18 protein-coding genes and 1 pseudogene are annotated in these 22,696 nt (G+C 65.7%); 7 read left to right on the top strand and 12 right to left on the bottom strand.

Translation table 11 applies throughout. The annotated features are described in order from the left end of the window. Positions 1 to 16: 16 nt before the first annotated feature. A complete protein-coding gene (locus ACQY9P_RS15810; RefSeq protein WP_421738331.1) occupies positions 17 to 829 on the top strand; it encodes a TauD/TfdA dioxygenase family protein in 813 nt (270 codons plus the stop codon). A 42-nt stretch (positions 830 to 871) separates the two neighbouring features. Here the strand turns inward: ACQY9P_RS15810 and ACQY9P_RS15815 are convergent, their stop codons facing one another. From ACQY9P_RS15815 to ACQY9P_RS15825, 3 genes are read right to left on the bottom strand one after another with little or no spacing between them, the layout of a single operon-like run. After that, entirely contained in the window at positions 872 to 1,363 is a 492-nt protein-coding gene (locus tag ACQY9P_RS15815; RefSeq protein ID WP_421738330.1) for a VOC family protein, read from the bottom strand. Between the two features lie 23 nt (positions 1,364 to 1,386). After that, positions 1,387 to 2,220: an oxidoreductase gene (locus tag ACQY9P_RS15820; protein WP_421738329.1), complete on the bottom strand. Its 834-nt coding sequence runs from the start codon at positions 2,218 to 2,220 to the stop codon at positions 1,387 to 1,389. A 9-nt stretch (positions 2,221 to 2,229) separates the two neighbouring features. Beyond that, on the bottom strand, positions 2,230 to 3,087 hold the full coding sequence (locus ACQY9P_RS15825; protein ID WP_421738328.1) for a TauD/TfdA dioxygenase family protein: 858 nt from the start codon (positions 3,085 to 3,087) through the stop codon (positions 2,230 to 2,232). A gap of 268 nt (positions 3,088 to 3,355) precedes the next feature. Here ACQY9P_RS15825 and ACQY9P_RS15830 point away from each other — a divergent pair, with 268 nt between their 5' ends. From ACQY9P_RS15830 to ACQY9P_RS15840, 3 genes are read left to right on the top strand one after another with little or no spacing between them, the layout of a single operon-like run. Continuing rightward, complete coding sequence (locus ACQY9P_RS15830) at positions 3,356 to 4,564, top strand: aromatic ring-hydroxylating oxygenase subunit alpha (protein WP_421738327.1); 1,209 nt, start codon at positions 3,356 to 3,358, stop codon at positions 4,562 to 4,564. Further along, on the top strand, positions 4,561 to 5,358 hold the full coding sequence (gene ygiD, locus ACQY9P_RS15835; RefSeq protein WP_421738326.1) for a 4,5-DOPA dioxygenase extradiol: 798 nt from the start codon (positions 4,561 to 4,563) through the stop codon (positions 5,356 to 5,358). The genes ACQY9P_RS15830 and ygiD overlap by 4 nt, the downstream gene beginning before the upstream one ends. A 19-nt stretch (positions 5,359 to 5,377) precedes the next feature. Then, on the top strand, positions 5,378 to 6,253 hold the full coding sequence (locus tag ACQY9P_RS15840) for an acetamidase/formamidase family protein (protein ID WP_421738325.1): 876 nt from the start codon (positions 5,378 to 5,380) through the stop codon (positions 6,251 to 6,253). A 201-nt stretch (positions 6,254 to 6,454) separates the two neighbouring features. Here the strand turns inward: ACQY9P_RS15840 and xerC (ACQY9P_RS15845) are convergent, their stop codons facing one another. Further along, positions 6,455 to 7,486, bottom strand: coding sequence for a site-specific tyrosine recombinase XerC (xerC, locus tag ACQY9P_RS15845; protein WP_421738323.1), 1,032 nt, complete (start codon positions 7,484 to 7,486; stop codon positions 6,455 to 6,457). Continuing rightward, positions 7,486 to 10,545: a CHC2 zinc finger domain-containing protein gene (locus tag ACQY9P_RS15850; protein ID WP_421738324.1), complete on the bottom strand. Its 3,060-nt coding sequence runs from the start codon at positions 10,543 to 10,545 to the stop codon at positions 7,486 to 7,488. The genes xerC (ACQY9P_RS15845) and ACQY9P_RS15850 overlap by 1 nt, the downstream gene beginning before the upstream one ends. Positions 10,546 to 10,680: 135 nt before the next feature. Between ACQY9P_RS15850 and ACQY9P_RS15855 the strand changes: the two genes are divergently transcribed. Further along, positions 10,681 to 11,019 (top strand): helix-turn-helix domain-containing protein, encoded by a 339-nt coding sequence (locus ACQY9P_RS15855; protein ID WP_421738245.1) that lies wholly within the window; start codon positions 10,681 to 10,683, stop codon positions 11,017 to 11,019. A 757-nt stretch (positions 11,020 to 11,776) separates the two neighbouring features. On the opposite strand, the gene ACQY9P_RS15860 is transcribed toward ACQY9P_RS15855, so the two are convergent. The 4 genes from ACQY9P_RS15860 to ACQY9P_RS15875 form a co-directional block, all read right to left on the bottom strand. After that, entirely contained in the window at positions 11,777 to 12,130 is a 354-nt protein-coding gene (locus tag ACQY9P_RS15860) for a DUF2293 domain-containing protein (RefSeq protein ID WP_421738244.1), read from the bottom strand. A gap of 979 nt (positions 12,131 to 13,109) precedes the next feature. Then, a complete protein-coding gene (locus ACQY9P_RS15865) occupies positions 13,110 to 13,274 on the bottom strand; it encodes a hypothetical protein (protein WP_421738243.1) in 165 nt (54 codons plus the stop codon). 1,300 nt (positions 13,275 to 14,574) lie between these two features. Next, entirely contained in the window at positions 14,575 to 15,606 is a 1,032-nt protein-coding gene (xerC, locus tag ACQY9P_RS15870; RefSeq protein WP_421738323.1) for a site-specific tyrosine recombinase XerC, read from the bottom strand. Continuing rightward, complete coding sequence (locus ACQY9P_RS15875; protein WP_421738324.1) at positions 15,606 to 18,665, bottom strand: CHC2 zinc finger domain-containing protein; 3,060 nt, start codon at positions 18,663 to 18,665, stop codon at positions 15,606 to 15,608. Before ACQY9P_RS15875 ends, xerC (ACQY9P_RS15870) begins: the two co-directional genes overlap by 1 nt. Positions 18,666 to 18,800: 135 nt before the next feature. Between ACQY9P_RS15875 and ACQY9P_RS15880 the strand changes: the two genes are divergently transcribed. Continuing rightward, entirely contained in the window at positions 18,801 to 19,139 is a 339-nt protein-coding gene (locus ACQY9P_RS15880) for a helix-turn-helix domain-containing protein (RefSeq protein WP_421738245.1), read from the top strand. Positions 19,140 to 19,896: 757 nt separating this feature from the next. On the opposite strand, the gene ACQY9P_RS15885 is transcribed toward ACQY9P_RS15880, so the two are convergent. The 3 genes and pseudogenes from ACQY9P_RS15885 to ACQY9P_RS15895 form a co-directional block, all read right to left on the bottom strand. Beyond that, positions 19,897 to 20,250: a DUF2293 domain-containing protein gene (locus tag ACQY9P_RS15885; RefSeq protein ID WP_421738244.1), complete on the bottom strand. Its 354-nt coding sequence runs from the start codon at positions 20,248 to 20,250 to the stop codon at positions 19,897 to 19,899. 979 nt (positions 20,251 to 21,229) lie between these two features. Then, a complete protein-coding gene (locus ACQY9P_RS15890; RefSeq protein ID WP_421738243.1) occupies positions 21,230 to 21,394 on the bottom strand; it encodes a hypothetical protein in 165 nt (54 codons plus the stop codon). Positions 21,395 to 21,834: 440 nt separating this feature from the next. Further along, positions 21,835 to 22,422, bottom strand: a pseudogene (locus ACQY9P_RS15895) (hypothetical protein); the annotation flags it as partial. Positions 22,423 to 22,514: 92 nt separating this feature from the next. Here ACQY9P_RS15895 and ACQY9P_RS15900 point away from each other — a divergent pair. Beyond that, complete coding sequence (locus ACQY9P_RS15900) at positions 22,515 to 22,694, top strand: hypothetical protein (protein ID WP_421738242.1); 180 nt, start codon at positions 22,515 to 22,517, stop codon at positions 22,692 to 22,694. Positions 22,695 to 22,696: the final 2 nt, after the last annotated feature.

Consider the following 22,696-nt stretch of genomic DNA (forward strand, 5'->3'; position numbering starts at 1 on the left):
CTTAGGAGGAGGCCGCATGGCCTATGAAGTTCTGGACGTGAAGCCGATGACCCGCCGGATCGGCGCCGAGATCTTCGGCGTCGACCTTGGTCGTCCGATGTCCAACCGTCAGTTCGAGGAAATGCATCAGGCCCTGACCCAGTATCAGGTGCTCTTCTTCCGCGACCAGGACATGACCCACGAGGCCCACAAGGACTTCGGTCGCAAGTTTGGGGATCTGGCCATCCACTCCGGGGTCCCTGGTCTGCCCGACCACCCCGAAATCGTCGCCATCCACGCCGACGCCAACTCCAAGTTCGTGGCGGGCGAGACCTGGCATTCGGACCTGACCTGCGATCCCGAGCCGCCGCTGGGCAGCATCCTTTATATGAAGGTCCTGCCAGAATTTGGCGGCGACACCTGCTTCGCCAGCATGTACGCGGCCTATGAGACCCTCTCGGACAAGATGAAGGCCTATCTGGAAGGGCTGTCGGCGGTGCACGACGCCAATCCGGTCTACAAGGCGATTTTCCCCGATATCGACCGCAACTATAATTGCTCGACCCATCCGATCGTCCGCACGCATCCGGTCAGCGGTCGCAAGAGCCTGTTCGTCAATCCGTCCTACACCACCCACATCGCCGGTCTGCCGAAGGCCGAGAGCGCGGCGATCCTGGGCTATCTGTACCAGCATGCCGGCAACCCGGACTTTCAGGTGCGCTTCCGCTGGAAGGAAAACTCGGTGGCCTTCTGGGACAACCGCTGCACCTGGCACCAGGCGATCTGGGACTATTTCCCCGATACGCGCACCGGCTATCGGGTGACGGTCGCGGGCGACAAGCCGTTCTGAATAAAAAAGCCCAGGCGTTTGATGCGCCTGGGCTTTTTGCCACTATTCCCTTGTGAAGCTGTCGGGGATGGTCGGGTTCTGTCCCGCCTTGCCCCAGAGCACGATCTCATTGCCCCAGGGGTCGCGGAAGGCGTGGTTGTAGCCGTTGAACTCGGCCCAGTAATGGTCGCGCCACAGCAGCGTCGCGCCCAATTCAACAGCGGTTCCCAGGATGCGGTCGGCGCTGTCGTCGTCGCTGATCAGCACCCAGATGCGCGGCTTGCGGCCCTCGGTGCTGAGGGTGCGGGGCTCGACGCTGGCCGGCTCGGGATGGGGGCGGGCGTTGTCGGCCTTGAAGATCCCCAGGTGCAGGTTGCCGATCTCGCTGTCGGTCCCGTCCGGCTTGGCGAAGAAGCCGCCGGGCACCATGCGGTGATACAGGCCTTCGGGACGGGCGTCGTTCTGCCAGCCGAAGACCTTGGCGTAGAAGTCGCCGGCGGCCGACGGATCATCCGAGGCCAGGTCGACGAAGATCAGGGTGTTGGGCTTGGTCACGGTCGAAATCTCGCGGTGAAGGGTCAGGCGTCAAAGCCGATGGAGAGGGTGGTGGTCTTCCAGGCGTCGATATCGGCCTGGAGGGCGGCGGCGGCGTAGCCGGCGTATTTCAGGGCGTCCTCGCCCAGCAGCAGGTGCATCGGCGGATCATCGACGTCCGCTACCTGCAGGATGGCCTGGGCCGCCTTGGCGGGATCGCCGGGCTCATGGCCGGCGTGGTCGGCCATGATCCGTTCGGCGTCGCGGGCCAGGCCGTCATAGTCGGCGATCTTGGTCTTCACGATGGTCTTGGAGCCCCCGGCGAAGTCGGTCCGCAGACCGCCGGGCGCGACATTGACCACCTTGATCCCCAGTTCCGCCACCTCGGCGGCGAGGGTCTGGGTCAGGCCTTCCAGCGCCCACTTGCTGGCGCAGTAGACGCCGGTGCCGGCCCAGGTCGCCAGGCCCGACACGGAGGTGATGTTGATGATCCGGCCCGCGCGTCTGGCGCGCATGGCGGGCAGCACGGCCTTCAACAGGGATAGGGGACCCAGGACATTGGTCTCGAACTGGGCGCGAACCTCCTCCAGCGAAGCCTCCTCGACCGCTCCGACCAGGCCGTAGCCAGCGTTGTTGACCAGCACGTCAATCCCGTCGGTCATGGCTTCAGCCGCCGCGACGCCCAGGCGCACGGCCGCCTCGTCCGTGACGTCCAGCACCAGGGCATGGGCGCGCCCGGGCGCCATGGCTTCGAAGGCGGCAACCGCCTCGGGCTTGCGCACCGTGCCGACAACAACGTCCCCCCGCGACAGGGCGGCCCTGGCGATCTCGCGGCCGAGGCCGCCGGAGACGCCGGTGACAAGCCAGGTCTTGCTCATCGACCCGCCTCAGTAAGGCTTGTCGCCCTTGACCCACAGCCGGTGCATGGTCCGGAAGTATTTGGTGTCGTCATAGAGCGTGCCTGTGTGCAGGGTGCAGCGGTTGTCCCACATCAGCAGGTCACCGGCCTTCCACTTGTGGCGATAGACGAACTGCTCCTGGGTCATGAACTCGACCAGTTCGTCCAGCAGCGCCAGACCCGCAGGACCGGGCATGCCGATCACCTCGGTAACGGTGCCCGTCGAGGGCCACAGCGCCTTGCGGCCATCGGCGGGGTGGGTTCGGATCAGCGGGTGCTCGACATCGGGGTTGGCGGCCTCCATCTCGGGAGACAGCGTCTGCTTGTCGCCGAAAGCGCGGGTCGCCATGAAGTGCTTGTAGCTGTGGTGCAGGCTCAGGCCTTCCAGCATCGCCTGCTTGTCAGCGGGCAGGGCGTTCCAGGCGGCGCAACCATCGGCCAACAGGGTGTCGGAGCCCTCTTCCGGGACCTCCACCGCATAGAGCATGGTCAGCATGACCGGCTCGGGCTTGTAGCTGTAGTCGGTGTGCCAGCCGACGCCGTCGTTGTGGGCCCCGATAGGCTGACCCTCCACGATCCGGTTGGAGAGGATGAAGATCTTCGGATAGCCGGGCAGGGTGAAGCGGGTCTGGGTATGATCCTCGGGATCACCGAACCGGCCGATGAACCGCATCAGGTCATCCGGGGTCATCTTCTGGTCGCGCAGCACGATTGCGCCGTGTCGGTGGAACGTGGCCACCACGTCGTCGATGGCGGCGTCGGAAGCTGTGGGCAGATCAATACCCTGGATCCGTGCGCCGAAGCCGGGCTTCAGGTCCGTGATGGAGAGTTCGGCGGCGAGCGTCATGGCGTCCTCGAGCGTGATGTCGAAGCGACCCTAGAGGCGTCCGGCGACGCGGTCTTGTCTCAGCGCGCCCCATGCTTTTGCCCGCGGCAGCGCGGGGTGGCGGTTTGGCGCGCCGCTTGCGCGTCTTTTGCTCAAACGCGCCCGAGAATGCGGCGTTGATGGGCGCCAGCCCTGAAGCTGACCAACAGATCGTGCGCGCTGGTGCAAGACCGTGGAGGCGCGCCGCGCCTAGCCTGAAGGTCGAAATTCTTCAGGGAGCGCCTTCGTCATGGGCCTCAATTCACCGGCCGGCCTGCTCACCGACGCCTTCTTCGACGGGCTCTCGCGCTCGATGGAGGGGGTTGAGACGGCTCAGACCTTGCCGCCGTCCTGCTACACCGATGCGGCCTTCTACGACTTTGAGAAGGAAGCCCTGTTCAATCACGAATGGCTTTGCGTGGGCCGGGTGGACTGGGTCAAGGCGCAGGGCGACTACTTCACCACCTCGATCATCGGCGAACCGATCATCGTCACGCGCAACCGCTCCGACGAGATCAAGGCGATGTCGGCGGTGTGCCAGCATCGCGCCATGCTGGTGGCCGAGGGGCGGGGCAATACCCGAGGCTTCGTTTGCCCCTATCACCACTGGGTCTATTCCCTGAACGGTGACCTGGTGAACGCGCCCGCGATGGAGCGCACCTGCGACTTCGACAAGAAGAGCGTCAAGCTGCCGACCTTCAAGGTCGAGATCTGGCTGGGCTTCATCTTCATCAACTTCGACGCGGACGCTCCGCCCCTGGCCCCCCGCCTGGCGACTGTGGAGGCGGCCATCGCCAATTTCGATCTCTCGGCCGCCGAGGGGCTCAGTCCGCCGATGACCGGCCAGTTCGCCTGGAACTGGAAGGTGATGTTCGAGAACAACAACGACGGCTACCACGCCAACAAGCTGCATCGCGGTCCGCTGCACGACTTCATTCCCAGCGAGCTATGCAGCTTCCCCGAGGCCGGTTCCGATGACGCGGGCTTCCTGCGCTTCAACGGCACCCTGCACGCCGACGCCAGTTTCAATCCCACCCAGAAGGCGGTTCTGCCGGTCTTTCCCAAGCTGACCGATGAGGATCGCAACCGCGCCACCTTCGCCAATATTCCGCCGACGCTCTCGCTGGTGATGACCAGCGACATGGTCATCTATCTGATCCTGCGCCCGACGGGCCCCGAGACCATGGAGCAGGACACCGGCGTTCTGGTCGCGCCCGGCGCCACCGAAATTCCCGGCTTCGAGGAGCGGCTGGAGATGATCATGACCTCGGCGGGCAAGATCATCGCCCAGGACATGCACGTGGATGAACTGGTGCAGGTGGGCCTGCGGTCTCGCTTCGCCGTGCGCGGTCGCTACTCCTGGCAGGAGGGGGCCCAGGTCCAGTTCAATCGATGGCTGACGCCGCGCTACCAGAAGGCCTGGGCGACGATGAAATCCGGTTCGGAGGTCGTCGCATGAGCCGGCTTCCCGTCATCTTCTTCGGTCACGGCAGCCCGATGATCGCGCTGGAAACCAACAACACCACCGCGACGTGGCGGGCGATCGGCGATACAATTGGCAAACCCAAGGCGATCCTTTGTGTCTCCGCCCACTGGCTGACCGAGGGGGTCGGCGTCACGGCGATGTCCGCCCCGCGCACGATCCACGACTTCGGCGCCTCCTTCCCCCAGGCCCTGTTCGACGTTCAGTATCCCGCGCCCGGTTCGCCCGAGCTGGCCGAGCGCGTGAGGGCCTTGCTGTCGCCCGAGCCCGTGGTGCTGGACCAGAAGGCCTGGGGTCTGGATCACGGAACATGGTCGGTGCTGTGCAAGGTCTATCCCGACGCCGACGTGCCGGTGGTACAGCTCAGCATGGACGCCAGGAAGCCGCCGGAATGGCACTTCGACCTGGCCAGACGCCTGGCGCCCCTGCGCGACGAGGGCGTGCTGATCATCGGCACGGGCAACATCGTCCACAATCTGCCCGCCATGAACTGGGGCGAGCGCAACTGCGCGCCCTACGACTGGTCGCTGCGGTTCAATGACTACATCAAGCAGGCTGTCGTCGATGACGCGCCCGAGCGGGCGATCGATTTCGCTTCGCAGGGCCAGGACGCCACGCGCTCGGTCCCCACGCCCGACCACTACTGGCCGTTGCTTTATGTGCTGGGCGCCCGCCTGCCGGGCGACCAGCCCACCTTCGCCCCCGATCACATCGAGCATGGCTCGTTGAGCATGACCAGCATCACGCTGGCCGGCTCCGCAAGCCTCTGAAAAGCCCGGAGAAACCAAGATGCCCTTCATCTGCGAACCCGGCCAGACCCGCCCCGACGTGGCGCCCGGCGCTCTGCACACCCTGCCGGCCACGCCCAAGACCGTGCACTGGGGCTATTTCGACCCCGCCACCGCGCCCACGCTGCGGATCAAGAGCGGTGACCTGGTGCAGGCCGAGGCTATCACCCATCACGCAGGCGACGCGCCGGAGCTGATGATGGACGAGGCGGTCACCCGCATCTTCCGCGAGATCCCGGAGGAAGACCGCAATCCCGGCGTCCACATCATGACCGGCCCGATCTATGTGGAAGACGCCAAGCCCGGCGACGTGCTGGAGGTGCGCTATCTGCGCATGACGCCGCGCAACAACTACGGCTCCAACCTCGCCGCCAACTGGGGCTATCTCTACAAGGAGTTTGGCGAAAAGGAGCGGGTCACGATCTATGAGCTGGACCCCAACGCCAACACCGCCAGCGCACTCTACGCCTATGATTTCCCCGGCAAGTATCTGGTGCCGGGCACGATCACCAACTGCCCCGAGTGCGACCGTCAGTCGGCGCTGAAGGGCATTCGCATTCCCGCGCGACCGCACCTGGGCACGGCCGGCGTCGCTCCGGCGATCAATGGTCGGACCAGCACCATTCCGCCCGGCGCCCACGGCGGCAATATCGACAACTGGCGCATCGGGGCCGGGGCGACGATGTACTACCCGGTGCAGGTCGAGGGCGGGCTGTTCTCGATCGGCGATCCCCATGTCAGCCAGGGCGATGGCGAGCTTTCAGGCACCGCCATCGAGTCGTCACTGAACGTTTTGATGCAGATCGTGCTGCGCAAGGACGTCGAGACGCCGGGTCCGTTGCTGGAGACAGAGCCCCCTGACGCGGCCCCGTCGTAACTCGGACGATTTCCCCTTATGCGGCCTGGCTTTGCGGCGGCTCACGCGGGCGATGTTCACCCGGAGCGCCGTTTGGCCCTTGAGGCGGTTTTGGCGGCGCACAGGGCCGCGCGGATTCGGTTTTCAAAGATCGTGGAGACGAGCTTAGCCACGCCCTGGCGGGCGTGCATAGAGGCTGGCTGAGAGGAAGACGCGGGGCGGCTATGCCTGGTCGTCGAGCGTCGTGGCAGCGTCCAGCGCCGCGCGGAGGGCGGCGAGTTGATCGCTCTGAAGGCGGGCGCCGGGGTGAGTGGCGGCGTGGACCTCGGAGAGCTTGCCGATCATCACGCGGGTGTAGATCTGGGTGGTGTCGAGGCTCTCGTGGCCCAGCATCTCCTGGATGAACCGGATGTCGGCCCCGCCCTCCAGCATCAAGGTCGCCGCCGTGTGGCGGAACAGATGGCACGACCCGGTCTTGCCAAGCGCGGCCGCCGTCACATAGCCGCTGATCCGGTCGGAGAGCTTCTTGGGGGCGATGGCCTTGCCGCTGCTGGTCAGGAACAGGATGTCGGGATCTCGCCCGACCACCAGGTGCGGCCGGCCCTTCTCCAGATAGACCTCCACCCAGGCCTTGGCCCGCGCGCCCAAGGGCACGATGCGGTCCTTCTTGCCCTTGCCCTGGCGCACCGCCAGCACCTGGCGGGCGCGATCGACATCGTGCAGGGCGAGCCTCGTCAGCTCGGTGCGGCGGATCGCCGTGGCGTAGAACACCTCCAGCATCGCCCGGTCGCGCAAGCCCACGGGGTCGGAGAGGTCCGGCAAGGCCAGCACCACCTCCACCTCATCGGCCGTCAAGGTCGTGGCCGGCAAGCGCCGCTCCGACCTCGGCAGCTCCAGGGCGGCGGCCGGATCGGCGACGATGTGGTTTTGCGCCGCCAGCCAGGCGAAGAAGCCCTTGATCCGCGACAGCCGCCCGGCCTGCACCCGGAAGGTCAACGGCGCGCCGTCCGCGCGGTTGTGCTGATAGAGGTGGCGGCGATAGCGCTCCAGGATCGGCTTGGTCACGTCGCGCGGCTCGGCGATGCCGCGCTCGTGGCACCACAGGATGAACGTCGCCAGATCCGCCGCCCGCTGGGTGATGGTCTCGGCCGCGTAGTTCCGCACCGCCAGATCGGCCAGATAGCGGCGGCGGAACGCCGCCAAGCTGTCGCGGTCGTCCTCGCCCGGCAACGGCGGGGATTTGACGCCGCGCACTAGGCCCGACCGGCCACGGCCTGCGGGTATGGGTATGATCCCGCGCCGTTCGCCGCGCCTGGATGCGCTTGCGCGGTCTCCAGCTCGGCCGGCGGCGTCGCCAGCCTGACCACGCTGGGTTTGGCGGGGATTTCCGAGGGCCGACCGGGGGCCGACACCACCCCGACCACGCCCCGACCGGGGGCCGCCCGCTGGCCTTCCAGCCCCGCCCGGTTGTCGTCGTACTCGTGGTTTGGGGTCTGGCTCGGGGCCTTCAAGGCCTCGATGTCGATCAGGCCCATGACGAACGGCTCGCCGCCTTCGCCCTCGCGCGCCCAGGCCAGCTCATAAACGAACCGGCCGGCGTCGCGGCGCAGCAGCAGGTATTCCAGCTCCTCCAGACGGCCCAGATGCACCTTGGCCTGGGTGTCGCCCCAGCCGGTCGCCTCGCGCACCTCGCGCCGCGTGAACCGCACCTCCTGGGGCTTGATCCCCGCCGCCTGGGCGCGGGCCTCGACCATCTGGCGCACCAAGCCAAGTAGCCGGCGGGTCTGCGGCGGCAGCTCGTCCAGCGTCACCCCCAACACCGCGTGGGCCAGGTGGTTGGCGGCGGCGATGTCGTCGATCGTCGCCTCGACGTAATCGACCACCTCGCGGCCGGGCCGCACGAGTTGGCGGATCGGCCGTTGATGCTGGTGCAGCAGGGCGATGGCCCGGATCAGACCCAGATATTTGCGATGGTCGCGCCGGGTGCGGGTCTTGTCGTCCAGGAAGGTCAGTTGCTCGGCGAACGGGTTGACCACCTTCAGCGGCCGAAGGAGGCGCTGGGCGTCCTGGTGCAGGGCGACGATCACCGCGCGGTCCTCGCCGGCCGACAGACCCTCAAGGGTCTCCTCGTACCGCTGGCGCTCATGGATGGCCTTCGTCTGCTCGCGGCTTTCGTCGATGGTCAGGACCAGGCAGCGGTTCTTCAGCTCTTCGTCCAGATCGATGGCCGTGGTGGTCATCATCAGGGCCACCGGCCCCTCCACCGTATAGGTCTGGGTCACCAGCTTGCCGCTGGCCGGGTCCTTGCCCGTCGAGGCGATCGTCAGGGTCCCCTGGCTCTGCAGAAGCTTCAAGGCGTAGGAGGCGTGGCGCGCGCCTTCCTCCTCGGCGATGGCCAGGGCCTTGTGCTTGAGATCCCCCTGGCCAAGGTAGAACAGGCTCTGGCCGGTCATCGCCGAGTAGGCCACCGTCTCCTCCGGCGGGGCCAGGGCCAGCACCGCGTCCATCAAGGCGCTCTTGCCCGCCGCGCTGGTCGATTGGATCAGCACCGCCAAGGGCTTTTCCAGCTTGCGGCTGATCACCGCCAGATAGGCCACCAGGGCGTTAGCCGCCTCGCCGACCACGCCGCTGGCCGCCACGTCGGCGGCGATCTGGTCCAGCAGGTTCGGCGACCTCAGCAGCGCCAGGGCGGCGGCCTCGCGTTCGGGCGTCAGGATCGGGGCGGCCGGACCGGAGCTTTCGGCCTTGGCGGCCAAGGCGCGCTCCTCCTGCATCGTCTCGAGCTTCAGCAGGATCTGGCCGAGATCCCGCTTGACCGCCTCGGGCGCCATGTCGATCTCGGCCGCCGCTTCGGCCGCGAACGCGCCCCGGCTGCGGGCGCTGAGCAGGTCCAGGCTGTCGACGTGGAAGGCCTCGCCTCTGCGGACCAAGAGATTGATCTTCAGCGCCTCCAGCGAGACGTTGCGTTCCAGCCCGCGCACCCGCCAAGCCCGGTCGCCCAGCATGATCGTCACGTCGCGCTCGCCGACCTGGGCCTGGATCGCCGGCGACGGTCCCGGCGGGATTGGTCCGGCATGGCTCGGCTCATCCGCCACTTCCATCTTAGCGGCTAAGAGAAGATCGGGACCGGGCGCGGCCTCAACCGGCTCGCCCAGGATCACCCCGTCCTCGTCGATCACCACATGCCGGACCGCCCCGCCGGCCATCCATTCGGCGGATCTGAGCAGCGCGCCCAGGCTGGCGCCGGCCGGGGTCACGGCCAGGGCGTAGGCGTTGGCGTCCATGCCTTTGGGGAAGTTGACCCGATAGGCCCCGAGTCCGGCCGCCGCCAGCCGTTCGGCCACGGCGACGGCGCCCTTGTCGCCAGCCGCGTCGCGGTCGAAGGCGATCAGCACCCGCTTGACCCTGGCCTCGACCAAGGCCGCCAGGATCTCGTCGGTGAAGCCGCCGGCCCCGTAGGCCGAGGTGACGTTCCGATGCCCCGCGCACCAGAAGGTCAGGGCGTCGATCAGCGCCTCGGTCAGGATCACGTCGTCCGCGCCCTGGATACCCGCGCGGTTGAACACCCCGCGATGCGGCCCCGGCAGGTACAGATGCTCGGCCGTGCCCGCCCGAAGGTCGTTGCGGATCTTGCGGCCGTAGAGATTGGCCACGGCGCTTCCGTCCGTGACGGCGTCCGCGGCGGGGATCGGGATCACCAAGGATCCGCGCAGGTGTTCATGGCCGCTCTCGCGCAGCACGCCCAAGGCCTGGAGGCGGCCCCGGACCTCCGCTCCGGCCTTGCGGTTGGCCTGCGGCAGGCGATAGCCCAGGGTCCGGTCGGCGTAGCCCAGGCCGAACGTGTCGATCACGTCCGGATGGGTCAGACCCCGGCGCTCCAGATAGGCCAGGGCCTCAGGCGTGGTCTTCAGCGCGGCGTGGTAGAAGCCGGCGACCTCGCCGAGCAGCGCGGCGTCCTCGGCCGGCGTGGCCAGCGGCGCCAGCTTGGCGACCGTGCTGCGGGTCTTGGCCGGGGCCTCCCCGCTCGGCGCGTAATCGCCTTTCAGCAGCTCGACGGCGTGGCGGAAGCTGACCGCCTCGCGGCGCATCACCCAGGCGATCGGATCGCCGCCCACGTCGCAGGCTCCGAAGCACCGCCACAAGTTCTTGTCCGGCGTGATCACCAGCGAGGGGGTCTTGTCGTCGTGGAACGGGCAGCAGCCGACATGATCGGCGCCGCGCTTCTCCAGCTTCACCCCCGACGCCGCGACGATCCCCACCAGGTCCACGTCCGCCTTCAGCCGCTCGATCTCGCTGTCGGGGATACGGGCCATCGGCGGGGGTCTCGCTAAAACTTGTCAACTGCATAATCGGCCACTACTGTTCATGCGAGTCAGCCACCGATGTCAAGAACCATGATTTCACCCCCGTATGATCCGGCGCACCCCTACTGGCGCCGGATTCTGCTCATGAGCTTTCCCCAACGACTGGCCGCCGCCCGGCACGATCGCAAGCTGAGCCAAGCCCAGCTTTCGCGAGCGACCGGCATCAACCAGTCGCAGATCAAGCGCTATGAGACGGGGCTGACTCAGCCCTCCCTGGAGGCCCTGCGTAAGCTCGCCATGGCCCTGCACATCTCCATCGACGCCATGGTGTTCGATGAGGGCGAGCGAGGCCCTGACGACGATCTGAAGCTGGCCTTCGAGGCCGTCGCCACCTTCGATCCCGAGGACAAGGCGATGGCCACCCGGATCATCCAAGGGCTGATCCTTCAGCACCAGGCCAAGATCTGGTCCAAGGCGTCCTAACGCCCGCGCCGCATCCGGCGGTCACATCGCAGCGCCTACCCCCAGGATCGGCTCTCAGCCGCTCCTATGGCGGAGCCATATTGCTTTTCTAAAACCAGATTCCAGCCCGCTGGCGTCACCAAGGCGGCAGCCGTCCCAAGCGTCGAGCCCTGCGAGTAAGCCCGCGTTGTTGGCCAACAACGCATATCCTGCCTCTCTTCCCACGGCACGGAGCGGAAAGGAGTGCAAATCACCCGCGCTGGCGGCCCGATTTCGCTCCGTTCCGCCGCTTTCCGCTCCTTTCCGCCCCTAGGCGCCAGGCGGCCGTCGACCGCCCCCACAGCGAAGGCGGCGGACGCCTGGGGCCGGCCACCGCGCTGAGGTTGGCCGGGAGAGCTACCCGCTTTTAAAAACGGTCCCACCCAACATATCCTGCCCTAATCCCTCACGCCTCTGGTCGCAGGGTCAGACAGCAGTTTTGCAGCGTGCAAAAAATGTCGCCGGACAGCCCAACTTCGGCGCCCATCCGGTTACACAAAACGCTCCCACCAAACATATCCTGCCCTAATCCCATACCTTCGGTCGCGGACAGGGAGTTTTTGCAGCCTGCAAAAAACAGCCTGCAACATGCCGGCTCGATCAAGCCCTGCGCCGATGTTCCCGATATACCGATCGGGAGGCCCCACACCCTTCAAGTTCGCGGCAAACGCCAGTCCGGCCAGCGCTCTATCGGTATATCGGGAACATGCCCGGCCGCCGCCGATCGCCCCGCGACCGCCTAAAGCGCTGCCAGCCCCATGTCGTCGGCCGCCGGCTCCCCGCCCTTGCTCGCGGGCGGTGTCGCCCAACTGGCGACGATCGCCACCACCTCGGGCCTGACGATCAGCAGGGCCTCTTCGCGCGTCATGCCAGGGATGCGCAGCAGGCGGTCATAGTCGGTCATCGCGTGGCGAACGTGGGCGTGGGACACCAGCCCGAAGGCCTGGCCGATCGTCACCGGCGCGCCCCATTCCCGCGTCGCCAGAAGCTCGACGAAGTGGTCCAGCAACTCGGGCGGACAGAGGCTGTGTCGAGCCTTCAGATGCCCCTCCACCGACGCGCGCGGGAAGCTCTTGAACCGCTTGCGACCCACCCGCGCGACCTCCGCCCACACCCGTTCCGGACAGCATGTTGGCGCAGACGATTCCAGCCCGCAATCGGCTGCGCTTCACCCCGGTGCGCCAATAACCAGCAGCATAGTGGGGTGTAAGAGGCCTGTAAGAGGGCGGGCCTTTGTAAACTATGAGCTTTCAGCCCCGCTCGTAAGATAGCCCGTAAGAGGGTCGACCTTCGCGACCTGTTGATATAGTCAGATTTTCAAGCGCTTAGCTGCACATGACCATGTGCGTATGGTGTATGAGCTAGTTAAGGGCAGCAATCTGGCACTTTTGCTGACAGTCGCACAGGCCCTCCTGTGGGTCCCAACCCTCGTCGATGGCTTGCCCATCGACACACGCCAGCCGACAAGGAGACAGGCGGGCGATCTGGGGTGCAATGGGGTGCTAACGGGTGCAATTTGGGGTGCAAAAGGGTGCTAATTCGCAGCATCCCGGGTGCTAAAGGGTGCAACGGGGTGCAAAATCCCAACCGATAAACACCTAGCACGGCCTTGGATCGCTTGATTGGGTGGCGGGGCGGTTTGGGGGTATTTGGCGAGGGCTTTCTCGCCTCCCGCGCACCCTGCGACTCCCGCCCGCGCACCGCGCTTCTCCGCACCGCCGACCACGTCGATCTGCACGCCGGCCTCTCCGCCCAGCGACGCCCCACTGACGCCCGAGAGCGCCGCGACTAGCCCTCGACAATCGGTCCACGGCGGGTAGCGGAGCCGATCGCGGAGCGCGCCATCCAAGGCGCCGTAGCGAGCGATCGGCGCAGCGGATCACAGGCGCAACCTTCACCGTAGGTGTGCGTGACGTGCCCTTCCTTTCTGCTCCTGTTTGTCGGGGTCGTTTCGGAAGGCTTGGCGGGCTTTGAGATCACCGCTCAGAGCGGTCTTCCGGCACGGGGACAGCTCCCTCGGGTTGGGGCGATGGGCGACGTGTTCGGCGAGCGGATGGAGGGCGTCAGCCGGATCAGCCGGCGACGAGCGCCATGACTGCCACGCCCACCGTGGCGGCCGCCAGCAGGATCAAGACCGAACGATCCATCGCCCGGCCGATCGCCACCGTCTGCGCCTCGATGGCTGCGACGAGGCGGTCGCCAGGTTGGGGCGGGGGCGTGGTTTGCGAAGGCATCATGGGAGAGCCTTTCGTATTGAGAGCGGGCAACTCAACAACAGAGCGCCCCTTTCCCGGGTGCCGATTATTCGAGAGAGCCCAGAAAAAGAGAAATCACTTACGCTTTGATTTCATATAGTTAAGCACCAATTGGAAAGCAATTAGAACGCCCGTCGTAATCCAACCATACAATATTATATTGTGCTCACCCTGACTCACATAAACAACCGCTCCATGTGTGTCATACGGAATCGTATATCCTGAGGTCGGACTACTAATCGCTCTAGTGGTGAGTTTGTCCTTAAATGAAACGAGAAACCATGCCGTCACAACAGCAATCGCCGCCAGCACAAAATTTACGGCCCGCAACATTACAACTTCTCTCTTTCGATTAGCCTGAAATCACAAATTATAAACTTCACTTTGGAACGAGATTCTATCGATACACAGCCTTTAGACACCTATCTGTTACAGATATTAGCCGATCCGGTGTAACAGCCTCCGGTTGTTGAAGGAACTCCACGGGCCGGCGGAATAAAAGTTGTGGTCTGGCCGCCGGACACACTTGCCCCCGCTCCAGGACCCACGCTCACGGCCGTTGAAATCACATCTTGTCCCTTGGCGTTTGTGCCCGTTGATATGCTCGCACCGGTAGGACCGAGCGCTGCTGCTCCAGTGTTGAACGCGCCTTTTTGGTCATCGATGGTACCATTTGCCACCGCAACAGTAACGTGAACTCCACCGCTCGCACCAAGCGTCACGGTCGGCCCCGACACGTTAGTTATCGGCGAAACTCTTCCAGTGTTATCCACCGCAACGCCCGATTCAACTCCGCCATTTACGACACCCTTTGTTGATCCACCGGTCGTAACACTTACGGTCACACCAGGTGCGTTATTGTGTCCTGTTTGTTTAGAGAAATCATCGCGTTGCTTGACGAATTTGGCGTCCGCGTTGTTCGTGTAACAGCCGAAGGCGTTACACTCCTGGGCTTGGTTGCCCGTCGGGTCACCCCGATTCAGCGGGTCGTTGCCGACATAGGCGTACCAGTTGAGGCCGTCATCGTACCCTGTGGGGTCGGTTTGGAGAGACAGAGCCCCCTGACGCGGCCCCGTCGTAACTCGGACGATTTCCCCTTATGCGGCCTGGCTTTGCGGCGGCTCACGCGGGCGATGTTCACCCGGAGCGCCGTTTGGCCCTTGAGGCGGTTTTGGCGGCGCACAGGGCCGCGCGGATTCGGTTTTCAAAGATCGTGGAGACGAGCTTAGCCACGCCCTGGCGGGCGTGCATAGAGGCTGGCTGAGAGGAAGACGCGGGGCGGCTATGCCTGGTCGTCGAGCGTCGTGGCAGCGTCCAGCGCCGCGCGGAGGGCGGCGAGTTGATCGCTCTGAAGGCGGGCGCCGGGGTGAGTGGCGGCGTGGACCTCGGAGAGCTTGCCGATCATCACGCGGGTGTAGATCTGGGTGGTGTCGAGGCTCTCGTGGCCCAGCATCTCCTGGATGAACCGGATGTCGGCCCCGCCCTCCAGCATCAAGGTCGCCGCCGTGTGGCGGAACAGATGGCACGACCCGGTCTTGCCAAGCGCGGCCGCCGTCACATAGCCGCTGATCCGGTCGGAGAGCTTCTTGGGGGCGATGGCCTTGCCGCTGCTGGTCAGGAACAGGATGTCGGGATCTCGCCCGACCACCAGGTGCGGCCGGCCCTTCTCCAGATAGACCTCCACCCAGGCCTTGGCCCGCGCGCCCAAGGGCACGATGCGGTCCTTCTTGCCCTTGCCCTGGCGCACCGCCAGCACCTGGCGGGCGCGATCGACATCGTGCAGGGCGAGCCTCGTCAGCTCGGTGCGGCGGATCGCCGTGGCGTAGAACACCTCCAGCATCGCCCGGTCGCGCAAGCCCACGGGGTCGGAGAGGTCCGGCAAGGCCAGCACCACCTCCACCTCATCGGCCGTCAAGGTCGTGGCCGGCAAGCGCCGCTCCGACCTCGGCAGCTCCAGGGCGGCGGCCGGATCGGCGACGATGTGGTTTTGCGCCGCCAGCCAGGCGAAGAAGCCCTTGATCCGCGACAGCCGCCCGGCCTGCACCCGGAAGGTCAACGGCGCGCCGTCCGCGCGGTTGTGCTGATAGAGGTGGCGGCGATAGCGCTCCAGGATCGGCTTGGTCACGTCGCGCGGCTCGGCGATGCCGCGCTCGTGGCACCACAGGATGAACGTCGCCAGATCCGCCGCCCGCTGGGTGATGGTCTCGGCCGCGTAGTTCCGCACCGCCAGATCGGCCAGATAGCGGCGGCGGAACGCCGCCAAGCTGTCGCGGTCGTCCTCGCCCGGCAACGGCGGGGATTTGACGCCGCGCACTAGGCCCGACCGGCCACGGCCTGCGGGTATGGGTATGATCCCGCGCCGTTCGCCGCGCCTGGATGCGCTTGCGCGGTCTCCAGCTCGGCCGGCGGCGTCGCCAGCCTGACCACGCTGGGTTTGGCGGGGATTTCCGAGGGCCGACCGGGGGCCGACACCACCCCGACCACGCCCCGACCGGGGGCCGCCCGCTGGCCTTCCAGCCCCGCCCGGTTGTCGTCGTACTCGTGGTTTGGGGTCTGGCTCGGGGCCTTCAAGGCCTCGATGTCGATCAGGCCCATGACGAACGGCTCGCCGCCTTCGCCCTCGCGCGCCCAGGCCAGCTCATAAACGAACCGGCCGGCGTCGCGGCGCAGCAGCAGGTATTCCAGCTCCTCCAGACGGCCCAGATGCACCTTGGCCTGGGTGTCGCCCCAGCCGGTCGCCTCGCGCACCTCGCGCCGCGTGAACCGCACCTCCTGGGGCTTGATCCCCGCCGCCTGGGCGCGGGCCTCGACCATCTGGCGCACCAAGCCAAGTAGCCGGCGGGTCTGCGGCGGCAGCTCGTCCAGCGTCACCCCCAACACCGCGTGGGCCAGGTGGTTGGCGGCGGCGATGTCGTCGATCGTCGCCTCGACGTAATCGACCACCTCGCGGCCGGGCCGCACGAGTTGGCGGATCGGCCGTTGATGCTGGTGCAGCAGGGCGATGGCCCGGATCAGACCCAGATATTTGCGATGGTCGCGCCGGGTGCGGGTCTTGTCGTCCAGGAAGGTCAGTTGCTCGGCGAACGGGTTGACCACCTTCAGCGGCCGAAGGAGGCGCTGGGCGTCCTGGTGCAGGGCGACGATCACCGCGCGGTCCTCGCCGGCCGACAGACCCTCAAGGGTCTCCTCGTACCGCTGGCGCTCATGGATGGCCTTCGTCTGCTCGCGGCTTTCGTCGATGGTCAGGACCAGGCAGCGGTTCTTCAGCTCTTCGTCCAGATCGATGGCCGTGGTGGTCATCATCAGGGCCACCGGCCCCTCCACCGTATAGGTCTGGGTCACCAGCTTGCCGCTGGCCGGGTCCTTGCCCGTCGAGGCGATCGTCAGGGTCCCCTGGCTCTGCAGAAGCTTCAAGGCGTAGGAGGCGTGGCGCGCGCCTTCCTCCTCGGCGATGGCCAGGGCCTTGTGCTTGAGATCCCCCTGGCCAAGGTAGAACAGGCTCTGGCCGGTCATCGCCGAGTAGGCCACCGTCTCCTCCGGCGGGGCCAGGGCCAGCACCGCGTCCATCAAGGCGCTCTTGCCCGCCGCGCTGGTCGATTGGATCAGCACCGCCAAGGGCTTTTCCAGCTTGCGGCTGATCACCGCCAGATAGGCCACCAGGGCGTTAGCCGCCTCGCCGACCACGCCGCTGGCCGCCACGTCGGCGGCGATCTGGTCCAGCAGGTTCGGCGACCTCAGCAGCGCCAGGGCGGCGGCCTCGCGTTCGGGCGTCAGGATCGGGGCGGCCGGACCGGAGCTTTCGGCCTTGGCGGCCAAGGCGCGCTCCTCCTGCATCGTCTCGAGCTTCAGCAGGATCTGGCCGAGATCCCGCTTGACCGCCTCGGGCGCCATGTCGATCTCGGCCGCCGCTTCGGCCGCGAACGCGCCCCGGCTGCGGGCGCTGAGCAGGTCCAGGCTGTCGACGTGGAAGGCCTCGCCTCTGCGGACCAAGAGATTGATCTTCAGCGCCTCCAGCGAGACGTTGCGTTCCAGCCCGCGCACCCGCCAAGCCCGGTCGCCCAGCATGATCGTCACGTCGCGCTCGCCGACCTGGGCCTGGATCGCCGGCGACGGTCCCGGCGGGATTGGTCCGGCATGGCTCGGCTCATCCGCCACTTCCATCTTAGCGGCTAAGAGAAGATCGGGACCGGGCGCGGCCTCAACCGGCTCGCCCAGGATCACCCCGTCCTCGTCGATCACCACATGCCGGACCGCCCCGCCGGCCATCCATTCGGCGGATCTGAGCAGCGCGCCCAGGCTGGCGCCGGCCGGGGTCACGGCCAGGGCGTAGGCGTTGGCGTCCATGCCTTTGGGGAAGTTGACCCGATAGGCCCCGAGTCCGGCCGCCGCCAGCCGTTCGGCCACGGCGACGGCGCCCTTGTCGCCAGCCGCGTCGCGGTCGAAGGCGATCAGCACCCGCTTGACCCTGGCCTCGACCAAGGCCGCCAGGATCTCGTCGGTGAAGCCGCCGGCCCCGTAGGCCGAGGTGACGTTCCGATGCCCCGCGCACCAGAAGGTCAGGGCGTCGATCAGCGCCTCGGTCAGGATCACGTCGTCCGCGCCCTGGATACCCGCGCGGTTGAACACCCCGCGATGCGGCCCCGGCAGGTACAGATGCTCGGCCGTGCCCGCCCGAAGGTCGTTGCGGATCTTGCGGCCGTAGAGATTGGCCACGGCGCTTCCGTCCGTGACGGCGTCCGCGGCGGGGATCGGGATCACCAAGGATCCGCGCAGGTGTTCATGGCCGCTCTCGCGCAGCACGCCCAAGGCCTGGAGGCGGCCCCGGACCTCCGCTCCGGCCTTGCGGTTGGCCTGCGGCAGGCGATAGCCCAGGGTCCGGTCGGCGTAGCCCAGGCCGAACGTGTCGATCACGTCCGGATGGGTCAGACCCCGGCGCTCCAGATAGGCCAGGGCCTCAGGCGTGGTCTTCAGCGCGGCGTGGTAGAAGCCGGCGACCTCGCCGAGCAGCGCGGCGTCCTCGGCCGGCGTGGCCAGCGGCGCCAGCTTGGCGACCGTGCTGCGGGTCTTGGCCGGGGCCTCCCCGCTCGGCGCGTAATCGCCTTTCAGCAGCTCGACGGCGTGGCGGAAGCTGACCGCCTCGCGGCGCATCACCCAGGCGATCGGATCGCCGCCCACGTCGCAGGCTCCGAAGCACCGCCACAAGTTCTTGTCCGGCGTGATCACCAGCGAGGGGGTCTTGTCGTCGTGGAACGGGCAGCAGCCGACATGATCGGCGCCGCGCTTCTCCAGCTTCACCCCCGACGCCGCGACGATCCCCACCAGGTCCACGTCCGCCTTCAGCCGCTCGATCTCGCTGTCGGGGATACGGGCCATCGGCGGGGGTCTCGCTAAAACTTGTCAACTGCATAATCGGCCACTACTGTTCATGCGAGTCAGCCACCGATGTCAAGAACCATGATTTCACCCCCGTATGATCCGGCGCACCCCTACTGGCGCCGGATTCTGCTCATGAGCTTTCCCCAACGACTGGCCGCCGCCCGGCACGATCGCAAGCTGAGCCAAGCCCAGCTTTCGCGAGCGACCGGCATCAACCAGTCGCAGATCAAGCGCTATGAGACGGGGCTGACTCAGCCCTCCCTGGAGGCCCTGCGTAAGCTCGCCATGGCCCTGCACATCTCCATCGACGCCATGGTGTTCGATGAGGGCGAGCGAGGCCCTGACGACGATCTGAAGCTGGCCTTCGAGGCCGTCGCCACCTTCGATCCCGAGGACAAGGCGATGGCCACCCGGATCATCCAAGGGCTGATCCTTCAGCACCAGGCCAAGATCTGGTCCAAGGCGTCCTAACGCCCGCGCCGCATCCGGCGGTCACATCGCAGCGCCTACCCCCAGGATCGGCTCTCAGCCGCTCCTATGGCGGAGCCATATTGCTTTTCTAAAACCAGATTCCAGCCCGCTGGCGTCACCAAGGCGGCAGCCGTCCCAAGCGTCGAGCCCTGCGAGTAAGCCCGCGTTGTTGGCCAACAACGCATATCCTGCCTCTCTTCCCACGGCACGGAGCGGAAAGGAGTGCAAATCACCCGCGCTGGCGGCCCGATTTCGCTCCGTTCCGCCGCTTTCCGCTCCTTTCCGCCCCTAGGCGCCAGGCGGCCGTCGACCGCCCCCACAGCGAAGGCGGCGGACGCCTGGGGCCGGCCACCGCGCTGAGGTTGGCCGGGAGAGCTACCCGCTTTTAAAAACGGTCCCACCCAACATATCCTGCCCTAATCCCTCACGCCTCTGGTCGCAGGGTCAGACAGCAGTTTTGCAGCGTGCAAAAAATGTCGCCGGACAGCCCAACTTCGGCGCCCATCCGGTTACACAAAACGCTCCCACCAAACATATCCTGCCCTAATCCCATACCTTCGGTCGCGGACAGGGAGTTTTTGCAGCCTGCAAAAAACAGCCTGCAACATGCCGGCTCGATCAAGCCCTGCGCCGATGTTCCCGATATACCGATCGGGAGGCCCCACACCCTTCAAGTTCGCGGCAAACGCCAGTCCGGCCAGCGCTCTATCGGTATATCGGGAACATGCCCGGCCGCCGCCGATCGCCCCGCGACCGCCTAAAGCGCTGCCAGCCCCATGTCGTCGGCCGCCGGCTCCCCGCCCTTGCTCGCGGGCGGTGTCGCCCAACTGGCGACGATCGCCACCACCTCGGGCCTGACGATCAGCAGGGCCTCTTCGCGCGTCATGCCAGGGATGCGCAGCAGGCGGTCATAGTCGGTCATCGCGTGGCGAACGTGGGCGTGGGACACCAGCCCGAAGGCCTGGCCGATCGTCACCGGCGCGCCCCATTCCCGCGTCGCCAGAAGCTCGACGAAGTGGTCCAGCAACTCGGGCGGACAGAGGCTGTGTCGAGCCTTCAGATGCCCCTCCACCGACGCGCGCGGGAAGCTCTTGAACCGCTTGCGACCCACCCGCGCGACCTCCGCCCACACCCGTTCCGGACAGCATGTTGGCGCAGACGATTCCAGCCCGCAATCGGCTGCGCTTCACCCCGGTGCGCCAATAACCAGCAGCATAGTGGGGTGTAAGAGGCCTGTAAGAGGGCGGGCCTTTGTAAACTATGAGCTTTCAGCCCCGCTCGTAAGATAGCCCGTAAGAGGGTCGACCTTCGCGACCTGTTGATATAGTCAGATTTTCAAGCGCTTAGCTGCACATGACCATGTGCGTATGGTGTATGAGCTAGTTAAGGGCAGCAATCTGGCACTTTTGCTGACAGTCGCACAGGCCCTCCTGTGGGTCCCAACCCTCGTCGATGGCTTGCCCATCGACACACGCCAGCCGACAAGGAGACAGGCGGGCGATCTGGGGTGCAATGGGGTGCTAACGGGTGCAATTTGGGGTGCAAAAGGGTGCTAATTCGCAGCATCCCGGGTGCTAAAGGGTGCAACGGGGTGCAAAATCCCAACCGATAAACACCTAGCACGGCCTTGGATCGCTTGATTGGGTGGCGGGGCGGTTTGGGGGTATTTGGCGAGGGCTTTCTCGCCTCCCGCGCACCCTGCGACTCCCGCCCGCGCACCGCGCTTCTCCGCACCGCCGACCACGTCGATCTGCACGCCGGCCTCTCCGCCCAGCGACGCCCCACTGACGCCCGAGAGCGCCGCGACTAGCCCTCGACAATCGGTCCACGGCGGGTAGCGGAGCCGATCGCGGAGCGCGCCATCCAAGGCGCCGTAGCGAGCGATCGGCGCAGCGGATCACAGGCGCAACCTTCACCGTAGGTGTGCGTGACGTGCCCTTCCTTTCTGCTCCTGTTTGTCGGGGTCGTTTCGGAAGGCTTGGCGGGCTTTGAGATCACCGCTCAGAGCGGTCTTCCGGCACGGGGACAGCTCCCTCGGGTTGGGGCGATGGGCGACGTGTTCGGCGAGCGGATGGAGGGCGTCAGCCGGATCAGCCGGCGACGAGCGCCATGACTGCCACGCCCACCGTGGCGGCCGCCAGCAGGATCAAGACCGAACGATCCATCGCCCGGCCGATCGCCACCGTCTGCGCCTCGATGGCTGCGACGAGGCGGTCGCCAGGTTGGGGCGGGGGCGTGGTTTGCGAAGGCATCATGGGAGAGCCTTTCGTATTGAGAGCGGGCAACTCAACAACAGAGCGCCCCTTTCCCGGGTGCCGATTATTCGAGAGAGCCCAGAAAAAGAGAAATCACTTACGCTTTGATTTCATATAGTTAAGCACCAATTGGAAAGCAATTAGAACGCCCGTCGTAATCCAACCATACAATATTATATTGTGCTCACCCTGACTCACATAAACAACCGCTCCATGTGTGTCATACGGAATCGTATATCCTGAGGTCGGACTACTAATCGCTCTAGTGGTGAGTTTGTCCTTAAATGAAACGAGAAACCATGCCGTCACAACAGCAATCGCCGCCAGCACAAAATTTACGGCCCGCAACATTACAACTTCTCTCTTTCGATTAGCCTGAAATCACAAATTATAAACTTCACTTTGGAACGAGATTCTATCGATACACAGCCTTTAGACACCTATCTGTTACAGATATTAGCCGATCCGGTGTAACAGCCTCCGGTTGTTGAAGGAACTCCACGGGCCGGCGGAATAAAAGTTGTGGTCTGGCCGCCGGACACACTTGCCCCCGCTCCAGGACCCACGCTCACGGCCGTTGAAATCACATCTTGTCCCTTGGCGTTTGTGCCCGTTGATATGCTCGCACCGGTAGGACCGAGCGCTGCTGCTCCAGTGTTGAACGCGCCTTTTTGGTCATCGATGGTACCATTTGCCACCGCAACAGTAACGTGAACTCCACCGCTCGCACCAAGCGTCACGGTCGGCCCCGACACGTTAGTTATCGGCGAAACTCTTCCAGTGTTATCCACCGCAACGCCCGATTCAACTCCGCCATTTACGACACCCTTTGTTGATCCACCGGTCGTAACACTTACGGTCACACCAGGTGCGTTATTGTGTCCTGTTTGTTTAGAGAAATCATCGCGTTGCTTGACGAATTTGGCGTCCGCGTTGTTCGTGTAACAGCCGAAGGCGTTACACTCCTGGGCTTGGTTGCCCGTCGGGTCACCCCGATTCAGCGGGTCGTTGCCGACATAGGCGTACCAGTTGAGGCCGTCATCGTACCCTGTGGGGTCGGTTTGGAGAAACCCCCAAGTGGTGGATCGTCCATGGCTTCAACGAGGACCTCAATGTCGCCATGCGGGACGCGTCACTGAACATGCTGACCCTGCTCAGCGATCATGTCGGCCTGACCAAGAACGACGCCTATTCGCTGATGAGCGTGGCGGCGGACTTCGGCGTCACCCAAGTGGTCGATGGCAAGCAGGGTTGCCATGTGCGCATCCCGCGCGACATCTTCCCCAGGAAGGGCGGTTAGCT

This window comes from Caulobacter sp., from assembly GCF_965279145.1.
Lineage (GTDB): Bacteria > Pseudomonadota > Alphaproteobacteria > Caulobacterales > Caulobacteraceae > Caulobacter.

Excerpts from the sequence above, each read along its gene's own strand:
- ACQY9P_RS15810 (WP_421738331.1), top strand. The coding sequence starts at position 17 with ATGGCCTATGAAGTTCTGGACGTGAAGCCGATGACCCGCCGGATCGGC.
- ACQY9P_RS15820 (WP_421738329.1), bottom strand. The coding sequence starts at position 2,220 with ATGAGCAAGACCTGGCTTGTCACCGGCGTCTCCGGCGGCCTCGGCCGC.
- ACQY9P_RS15825 (WP_421738328.1), bottom strand. The coding sequence starts at position 3,087 with ATGACGCTCGCCGCCGAACTCTCCATCACGGACCTGAAGCCCGGCTTC.
- ACQY9P_RS15830 (WP_421738327.1), top strand. The coding sequence starts at position 3,356 with ATGGGCCTCAATTCACCGGCCGGCCTGCTCACCGACGCCTTCTTCGAC.
- ygiD (WP_421738326.1), top strand. The coding sequence starts at position 4,561 with ATGAGCCGGCTTCCCGTCATCTTCTTCGGTCACGGCAGCCCGATGATC.
- ACQY9P_RS15840 (WP_421738325.1), top strand. The coding sequence starts at position 5,378 with ATGCCCTTCATCTGCGAACCCGGCCAGACCCGCCCCGACGTGGCGCCC.
- ACQY9P_RS15850 (WP_421738324.1), bottom strand. The coding sequence starts at position 10,545 with ATGGCCCGTATCCCCGACAGCGAGATCGAGCGGCTGAAGGCGGACGTG.
- ACQY9P_RS15855 (WP_421738245.1), top strand. The coding sequence starts at position 10,681 with ATGAGCTTTCCCCAACGACTGGCCGCCGCCCGGCACGATCGCAAGCTG.
- ACQY9P_RS15865 (WP_421738243.1), bottom strand. The coding sequence starts at position 13,274 with ATGATGCCTTCGCAAACCACGCCCCCGCCCCAACCTGGCGACCGCCTC.
- ACQY9P_RS15875 (WP_421738324.1), bottom strand. The coding sequence starts at position 18,665 with ATGGCCCGTATCCCCGACAGCGAGATCGAGCGGCTGAAGGCGGACGTG.
- ACQY9P_RS15880 (WP_421738245.1), top strand. The coding sequence starts at position 18,801 with ATGAGCTTTCCCCAACGACTGGCCGCCGCCCGGCACGATCGCAAGCTG.
- ACQY9P_RS15890 (WP_421738243.1), bottom strand. The coding sequence starts at position 21,394 with ATGATGCCTTCGCAAACCACGCCCCCGCCCCAACCTGGCGACCGCCTC.
- ACQY9P_RS15900 (WP_421738242.1), top strand. The coding sequence starts at position 22,515 with ATGCGGGACGCGTCACTGAACATGCTGACCCTGCTCAGCGATCATGTC.